8 protein-coding genes are annotated in these 8063 nt (G+C 38.9%); 4 read left to right on the forward strand and 4 right to left on the reverse strand.

The genetic code is table 11. From position 1 onward, the window contains the following. Positions 1-520: 520 nt before the first annotated feature. Together FGQ53_RS10530 and FGQ53_RS10535 are read right to left on the reverse strand one after the other, a co-directional pair. Positions 521-1378, reverse strand: coding sequence for a helix-turn-helix domain-containing protein (locus FGQ53_RS10530; RefSeq protein ID WP_138338619.1), 858 nt, complete (start codon positions 1376-1378; stop codon positions 521-523). A gap of 131 nt (positions 1379-1509) precedes the next feature. Continuing rightward, positions 1510-2130, reverse strand: a complete 621-nt coding sequence (locus FGQ53_RS10535; RefSeq protein WP_138338622.1) for a LysM peptidoglycan-binding domain-containing protein — start codon at positions 2128-2130, stop codon at positions 1510-1512. Between the two features lie 241 nt (positions 2131-2371). Between FGQ53_RS10535 and sdaAB the strand changes: the two genes are divergently transcribed. Genes sdaAB through FGQ53_RS10550 form a run of 3 tightly spaced genes read left to right on the forward strand, consistent with a single transcriptional unit; the run spans position 2372 to position 4578 of the window. Continuing rightward, positions 2372-3043 (forward strand): L-serine ammonia-lyase, iron-sulfur-dependent subunit beta, encoded by a 672-nt coding sequence (gene sdaAB / locus FGQ53_RS10540; RefSeq protein WP_138338624.1) that lies wholly within the window; start codon positions 2372-2374, stop codon positions 3041-3043. A gap of 8 nt (positions 3044-3051) precedes the next feature. Next, positions 3052-3924 (forward strand): L-serine ammonia-lyase, iron-sulfur-dependent, subunit alpha, encoded by an 873-nt coding sequence (sdaAA, locus tag FGQ53_RS10545; protein ID WP_138338627.1) that lies wholly within the window; start codon positions 3052-3054, stop codon positions 3922-3924. A 21-nt stretch (positions 3925-3945) separates the two neighbouring features. Then, positions 3946-4578, forward strand: coding sequence for an HAD family hydrolase (locus FGQ53_RS10550; RefSeq protein WP_138338630.1), 633 nt, complete (start codon positions 3946-3948; stop codon positions 4576-4578). Between the two features lie 236 nt (positions 4579-4814). Here FGQ53_RS10550 and FGQ53_RS10555 read toward each other — a convergent pair whose 3' ends face one another. Continuing rightward, entirely contained in the window at positions 4815-6665 is a 1851-nt protein-coding gene (locus FGQ53_RS10555) for a polysaccharide biosynthesis protein (protein ID WP_138338633.1), read from the reverse strand. 67 nt (positions 6666-6732) lie between these two features. Then, entirely contained in the window at positions 6733-7863 is a 1131-nt protein-coding gene (locus tag FGQ53_RS10560; RefSeq protein WP_138338636.1) for a glycosyltransferase family 2 protein, read from the reverse strand. A 95-nt stretch (positions 7864-7958) separates the two neighbouring features. Here FGQ53_RS10560 and FGQ53_RS10565 point away from each other — a divergent pair. Next, positions 7959-8063 (forward strand): IS630 transposase-related protein (locus FGQ53_RS10565; RefSeq protein WP_212744431.1); only part of this gene is annotated, 105 nt, incomplete at its 3' end.

The following is an 8063-nucleotide window of genomic DNA, read 5'->3' on the forward strand; positions in this document are numbered from 1 at the left end:
AACAAATCGATTAGGAAAATAAAATTAATTTCTAGAAATATTTTAACAGTTATAACGTACTATTCCAGGTTCAATCTACTATAATTTATGAGTCGTTTTACTTCTCCTATTTAAGCTTACAAAAAACAACTATCCTTCAATTTTTAATAAATAAAACAATAAACCTTATAGCTCATTGGATTCGCCTTCCTTCTATCTCATTTCATTTTAAACAACGAACGTACTCTTAACTGGGAGAATAGTACGCTCCTGTATCAATACCTTGAGCAACTAGAGTAGTACTAATAAAACTCCGACTATTACTCAGTAGAATCAGCACAACAAGTAGCATAGATAGCGCTTTCAAATATTCGAATTCTAATTTTCCAATCTTGCCACCTTCTTTCACCTATATTATAAATCAACATATATAAACTGTCAAGTAATTTAAGTAATAATCTAAATATTTTTGAAAAGAAGAATTATAGTTATATTTCACACATAAAAAAGATAGCTTCTGCTATCCTTATACATTCTCTGACTACTTATCCATCAGATATTGTTCTACCTTGAGTGCCATAACTTCATTATTTTCAATTAGATAGAGCACCTTAGCTTTCATATAATAGTCCTTAGCAACAGAGATATCAAGATCTTCTGTTACATTTCCCAACAAACAATATAAATCCGCTAACCTAAAGCTACTATGATATTTGTTACAAAATTCAATTATCTCCAATAATAGCGCTCTGGACTTATCCATCTCCTCCTGTTTCCAAAGGTGGTAACAATAATTGTATTTTATTTTGATATACAACTCAATTTGTTCACGCACACTGGTATCGATTTTTGAAAGAGCTACGGAAACCTGTTCATATAGTTGCTCAAATTTCTCCTTATCCTCATCATAGCCTAAGAAAATCAGCAGGGTATTCAAAATATATAAGTAGTCCACTTTATCAATACTAATCCTACTGAGGATGTCCTCTATTTTTGAAATAGCTAGTTTTAATTGATGTTCACATTGATAGGTTAGAATGGCATCTATCCAGTCCAGATAAATCTTTTCATCAAAAGATAAGGAAATCTGTTGCTTTCTTTCTCCCTCAAAAGCATATTGCAAAGAGGCGTAATCTTGATTTTCCAATAATGTTTCAGACAATCTCTTGAAAGCAGACAAGCTTAGAAACTCTTTCGAAATTTCTCCTGAAAAGAAATAGTCCATATTTAAGCCCATTTTTTCAGATAATTTATATAACAAATCTGCTCCTGGCATATATTTACCTTGTTCCATGCGACTTATTTGAGTTTGTTGGCAAATTCCTTCTGCCAATTCTTTTTGCGACCAGCCCAGCTCTTTTCGCTTATTTTTTAATCTTGTTGCTAATAATGCATGCATGCTATCCACCACTATTTATATTCTATAAAAACATTATACTACTTTTTGAGAAGATTATATCAAATTGGCTACACAGTGTGAACAGGCTTCTAAAAAGAAAAAAGAGCCATTCAAAGCTCTTCCCCTATTTCTTAATACCATCCGTTGTTAAGCCAGAAGTTTTTAGCAGCTGACCATGAACCGTAACGTCCTGCAACGTAGGCATCTGCTACACGTTCTTGGTTTTCAGCTGAGTAATCACCATTCAAGTATGAATCTGTCAATTGGTAACGTCCGATGTAACGTCCGTTTGTAGCTGTGTAGCTACCACCTGATTCTCTTTGAGCAATCCATTCTTTAGCTTCTGCTTCAGATCCGCTGACAGTTGAAGCAACCGTTTCTTCTGCTACTGTTTCACCTACTACTGGAGTTTCTTCCTCTACCTCTGTAGTTTCTGCCACTGGAGCTGAAACAGCTTCATCTTGGGCAGCTGGTGCTTCATAAGTCGTTGAAGCTGGTGCTACTGGCGCTGCTGGACCGTCGATAACCAACTCTTGACCAACATAAATCATATGGATGTTGTCAATGTGGTTGTTTTCTGCCAATTTCTCAACAGTTGTGTTGTGAGTTTCAGCGATTTCTGAAAGTGTATCACCTTCTTTAACAGTGTAAGTTGATGATTCTTGAGCAGATACAAATGATGGAGCAAATACTGCAAACAAGGCAGCTACTCCTGCAAGAGTTGTTTTAATCTTTTTAGTTGTTGATTTCATATTCGAAAATTCTCCTTCTTTCTATAGTTCTATGATACCCTTTAAATATTACCGTTTCTTGACACTTTTATGTAGAAATATTACAAAATTATTTTTTATTTCCCTAAACAAGGTGTTTTTTGTCATAAAAGATACTATTTTTATGCTATTTGAAGTATTAGAAAGGTTTTCATCCACAATTAAAGTCAAGACCCTCATTCTTTGATATAATAGAGATAAGAATTTTTATAAGGGGAAACTGATGAAATCACTTCGTTTTCAATCTGTCTTTGATATCATCGGACCAGTTATGATTGGCCCATCTAGTAGCCATACAGCTGGTGCTGTTCGTATTGGGAAGATTGTCTCTTCCATTTTTGATGATACTCCGACAGAAGTCGAATTCCAACTATTTAACTCATTTGCTAAAACCTATCGTGGTCACGGAACAGACCTAGCCCTTGTTGCAGGTGTTTTAGGCATGGATACAGATGATCCTGAAATCCCAAATAGTCTGGAGATTGCCCACAAGCGTGGCATCAAGATTGTCTGGACCATTCAGAAAGACAGCAATGCTCCTCACCCCAACACCACTAAAATTACCGTTAAAAATGCTCACAAGACTATCAGCGTGACTGGTATTTCAATCGGTGGCGGGAATATTCAGGTCACCGAACTCAATGGCTTTGCCGTCTCTCTCAATATGAATACACCGACTATCATCATTGTTCATCAAGATATTCCAGGTATGATTGCCCTCGTAACAGAGGCTCTTTCACGCTATGGTATCAATATCGCCCAGATGAATGTTACTCGTGAAAAAGCTGGTGAAAAAGCCATTATGATTATCGAAGTCGACAGTCGCAACTGTGATGAGGCCATCGAAGAAATTCGAAAAATCCCTCATCTCCACAATGTCAATTTCTTTAAATAGGAGGAAGCATGTTTTATTCTATCAAAGAATTGGTCGAGCAGGCAGAACTGGACTTTCAAGGAAATGTCGCAGAACTCATGATTACAACAGAGTTTGAATTGATCGGTCGCGAACGTGAAGAAGTCCTCCTTCTCATGGAACGCAATCTGGAAGTTATGAAAGCCTCTGTCCAACTCGGCCTTAATGAAAATAAATCTCGTAGTGGCCTGACAGGTGGGGATGCTGCCAAATTGGATCACTACATCAAAAACGGAAAAACTCTATCAGATTACACGATTCTCTCTGCTGCCCGAAATGCCATTGCAGTCAATGAACACAATGCTAAAATGGGATTGGTTTGTGCCACTCCGACCGCAGGAAGTGCTGGCTGTCTGCCTTCAGTTCTAACTGCTGCTATTGAAAAATTAGACCTCAGCCACGAACAGCAGCTGGATTTCCTCTTTACTGCTGGTGCCTTTGGACTAGTCATCGCAAACAACGCCTCTATCTCAGGTGCTGAGGGTGGCTGTCAAGCCGAGGTTGGTTCTGCCTCTGCTATGAGTGCTGCAGCCTTGACTCTAGCTGCCGGTGGAACACCTTATCAGGCCAGTCAGGCTATTGCCTTTGTCATTAAAAATATGCTGGGCCTCATCTGTGACCCTGTTGCCGGCTTGGTTGAAGTTCCCTGTGTCAAACGTAATGCCATGGGAGCCAGCTTTGCCTTCATCGCAGCAGACATGGCCTTGGCAGGTATCGAATCTAAAATTCCTGTGGATGAAGTTATCGATGCCATGTACCAAGTAGGAGCAAGCATGCCAACTGCCTTTCGTGAAACAGCTGAAGGTGGACTCGCGGCCACCCCTACTGGTCGTCGCCTCCAAAAAGAAATTTTCGGAGAATAAGCTTATCAAATAGGAGAAACCATGACCTCTATCACAGCTATCTTTTTCGATCTGGATGGAACCCTCGTTGACAGTTCTATCGGGATTCACAATACCTTTACCCATACCTTTAAGGAGATGGGAGTGCCTAGCCCTGATGCCAAAACGATTCGTAGTTTTATGGGACCGCCCCTCGAAAGTAGTTTTGCGACCTGCCTGCCTAAAGAACAAATTTCTGAGGCTGTCCAGATATACCGTTCTTACTACAAGACAAAAGGCATCCATGAAGCTCAACTCTTTCCCCAGATTATAGACTTGCTTAAGGAGCTATCAAGCAATTATCCACTCTACATCACCACGACAAAGAATACACCTACTGCTCAAGACATGACTAAGAACTTGGGAATCTATCGTTTCTTTGATGGCATTTATGGTTCCAGCCCTGAGACACCCCATAAGGCAGATGTCATTCGCCAAGCCTTACAGACACATCAACTAGCACCAGAACAAGCCATCATCATCGGAGATACCAAGTTTGATATGCAAGGGGCTCAAGAAACAGGCATTCAGAAATTGGCCGTCACTTGGGGATTTGGAGAACAAGCAGATCTACTAAACTATCAGCCTGATTATATCGCTCACAAACCCTCAGATATTTTGGCCTATTTTCAATAACATAGACTGGGGAACAACTAACTTTCATACTTTTCGAAAATCTCTTCAAACCACGTCAGTTTCTATCTGCAACCTCAACGCTGTGCTTTGAACAACTTACGGCTAGCTTCCTAGTTTGCTATTTGATTTTCATTGAGTATCAGAATAAAACGAAGCAAGTTTACACATCACAAAACGCATATTACCAAGGTTTTTTGATTCCTGATAATATGCGTTTTTCTGATTTTAAAGATTTTTTATTCAACGTGGGTTGTTTGATTAGCAAAGGCGATAATAGCTTGCTTCAACTCATCTCCACTAAGAGTTCGGAACTCTTCAATTTTTTGATCGATGGCTTCTAGAGGCATGACATTAACCTTACCAACGAAAATCTTATCCATAACTTGGTTATCAACAAGTTCGGTTGATACCAAGAGTTCTTCGTAAAGTTTTTCGCCTGGACGGATTCCAACTTCAACGATTGGAATTTCACTTTCGGTGTGGCCACTTAGAAGGACCATTTTCTTAGCCAAGTCATAAATCTTGACTGGTTTGCCCATATCAAGGATAAAGACTTCCCCATCCTTGGCATAAGCACCAGCGTGGATAACTAGACGGCTAGCTTCTGGAATGGTCATGAAGTAACGGGTCATGCGGAAGTCTGTCACCGTTACAGGCCCACCTTCAGCAATCTGACGTTCAAAGACTGGAATGACACTACCACGGCTACCAAGAACATTCCCAAAACGAACCGCACAGTAGGTTGATTGGCTACGTTGGTTAAAGCCAGTAACAATCAACTCAGCCACTCGCTTGGTTGCTCCCATAACATTAGATGGATTGACGGCCTTATCTGTCGAAATCATAACCATCTTAGGCACCTTGGCTTCATCAACAGCCCTAGCAACATTGTAGGTTCCACGGATATTGTTTTTGAAGGCTTCTTTTGGATTGCGCTCCATCATAGGAACGTGCTTGTGGGCCGCCGCATGATAAACAATAGCAGGCTTGTACTGCTCAAAGACTTGCAACAAACGGTCGTAGTCTTGAATATCGGCAATCACTGGTACATAATCAATCCCTTGGAACTTGCGAATCAATTCATGATAAACAAGGTAGATTGAATTTTCCCCATGACCGAGCAAGACAATACGTTCAGGATTGAAGCGGCTAACTTGGCGACAGATTTCAGAACCGATTGAACCACCAGCACCTGTAACCAAGATTGTTTTTCCTGTAAGTTCTGCGCCCAAACGCGATTCGTCAAGACGAATTTCCTGACGACCCAAAAGGTCTGTGATATCAATCTTCTGGAATCCTCCACCTGCTTGGTGAAGTCCCTGAACAACAGTTTCAACCTTAGGCATCTTGTAACATTTGACACCCAGCTTATTACACATTTGCAGGATACGTTCATATTCTGACGGGTCAAGCGACGGAATCGCAACGATCACACGTTCGATTTGATGGCGTTTGGCTAACTCAGGCAGATTGTCATAAGAGCCCAAAACAGGGATACCACCTAGTTTTTGACCCTTTTTCTTTTCATCATTATCCAAAATACCAACAAGTTCCAAATCACTGGTTGGGTGTTGGTAACTATTCATAAAGAGGGCTCCACCATCGCCAGCACCAATCAAGAAGGTACGACGATGTTCACCATCACCACTGCCTTTTTTGCGTTTAGAGTAGATTAACTGCCAAGTAATCCGTGGCAATAGAATCAAGAAGGTACTCAACAAGATAAAGAGCACGATAAAACGGATGGAAAAGAGTGGCAAGAAGGCATAGCAGATACTATATGACAAAACACTGCTAGCAGTCACGCCAAAAAAGATTTTCATAAAGTCCGTAATCTTGCTGTAACGGCTGATACTAGCGTTCAACCCCCAAAATCCAATCATCAATTGATAGAACAGGAAGGCCAAACTCGTATAGATAATGTAGTCAACAGGCGCTGGGTTAATCAATCCGTAGAATAAGATATAAGAGACAATGATGGAAACCACCATACTGAAAATGTCAAATATACCCCAGAAGACCTGTTTTTGTTGTTTATTTAAAATTTCCACCAGATCAATGACATAATCTGTGAGTTTTTTATTCATAGAAATTTACTCCTCCTTAAAAGAATTTTACTATACTGTAATTGTAACATATTTTGATTGATTTGGCTTATTTTTCCAAATAAAGAACTGTTTCCTTGTACTCCTTCTTCCATTTAACTCCTCTAATTAAACCTATAATCGTCCCAAGACCATAAGCAAAGTGAATGGAAAATAACAGAAAAGGCATTACAATTAGAAATCCATTTTTATGTTTCAATAAAGTCAGTAAAGTGAGTAGTAATAAAAGTAGAACATAGATCCCTAATAGTAAAGTTATAAATAAGAATGTGAATGGTAGTAGTGCTAGGCTAAACACAAGACTCAAAACAAATAGACAAGGAACATAGTGAAATAGTGATAAACACTTAGGCTGAACATGAGTTGTCAAGCCAATCCACAAACCATTTGAATACTTTTGATGCAGCATTTTCTTGAGCGTTGGTCGAATGTACTGATAAGATAAAATACTTGGGCTATAGCGGATTTTATAACCCTGCTGTCGAATTCTATAATGAATATCATTATCTTCAGTTCGGCCAAGTTGCTCATTTACTAAACCAACCTTCTGGAAAACCTCTCGTTTATACATCCCATGAAAAATAGAAGAAACATATCTATCCTCAGAACTATTTCGATAATTGGCAATGCTACTGCCAAACATATTTTCCTCAACAAGATGCAAGGTCTCTGCCCATTTTCCTTTTCCTTCGACAATCGTCGGTCTAGGCCCCCCACAGACAAATTCACCTTGTTGAATAATAGCCACATTGTTCATTACAAAACTCTCAGTAACTTTTGAATGAGCATCAATTTTTAAAATAAGGTCCCCTACAGAATGTTTAACTCCCAGGTTAAAACCACTAGCTTGATTTTTCTTAGGATTGTTATACAATCTAATTGAGTTAAACTCTGTATCTTCCTTTATAAATTGCTGAATGATAGCTGTGGTCCCATCTGTGGACATAGCATTTATAAATAGAATTTCAATATTCTCTTTAGAATAGGTTTGATTTTTTAAGTCTTCAATTAGACCAGGCAGATATTTTTCTTCATTGTATGCACTGATTACAATGGATACGAGAAGACTTTCAACATTTTGAGTCACTACTACTCTCCTGAATTTTTCCTTCCACCATTTTATCATAATTTTCAAGACTTTCCCATTTTTATCTTGAAAGCCAGAAACCTTACTTGACATTATAAGGAAAAAACCTTAAAATAAGCTGTTATTAAAATCAGCTAGAAGAGGTATTATAGTTGATTAGTTTTAAACAAGCATGTTATAATAAAGCTATGGCATATAGTACAGATTTTAAACAACGAGCATTAGATTACATCAAAGAAGGACACAGCCATGTCGAGGCAGCTAAAGTTTTTGATGTTGGCGTCAGAACTCTC

It is taken from the genome of Streptococcus mitis (genome assembly GCF_005844455.1).
GTDB lineage: Bacteria > Bacillota > Bacilli > Lactobacillales > Streptococcaceae > Streptococcus > Streptococcus mitis_BF.

What these genes read in the sequence shown, in the direction of transcription:
- FGQ53_RS10555 (WP_138338633.1), bottom strand. Translation starts at nt 6,665, where the DNA reads ATGAATAAAAAACTCACAGATTATGTCATTGATCTGGTGGAAATTTTA.
- FGQ53_RS10560 (WP_138338636.1), bottom strand. Translation starts at nt 7,863, where the DNA reads ATGTCAAGTAAGGTTTCTGGCTTTCAAGATAAAAATGGGAAAGTCTTG.
- sdaAB (WP_138338624.1), top strand. Translation starts at nt 2,372, where the DNA reads ATGAAATCACTTCGTTTTCAATCTGTCTTTGATATCATCGGACCAGTT.
- FGQ53_RS10550 (WP_138338630.1), top strand. Translation starts at nt 3,946, where the DNA reads ATGACCTCTATCACAGCTATCTTTTTCGATCTGGATGGAACCCTCGTT.
- FGQ53_RS10530 (WP_138338619.1), bottom strand. Translation starts at nt 1,378, where the DNA reads ATGCATGCATTATTAGCAACAAGATTAAAAAATAAGCGAAAAGAGCTG.
- sdaAA (WP_138338627.1), top strand. Translation starts at nt 3,052, where the DNA reads ATGTTTTATTCTATCAAAGAATTGGTCGAGCAGGCAGAACTGGACTTT.
- FGQ53_RS10535 (WP_138338622.1), bottom strand. Translation starts at nt 2,130, where the DNA reads ATGAAATCAACAACTAAAAAGATTAAAACAACTCTTGCAGGAGTAGCT.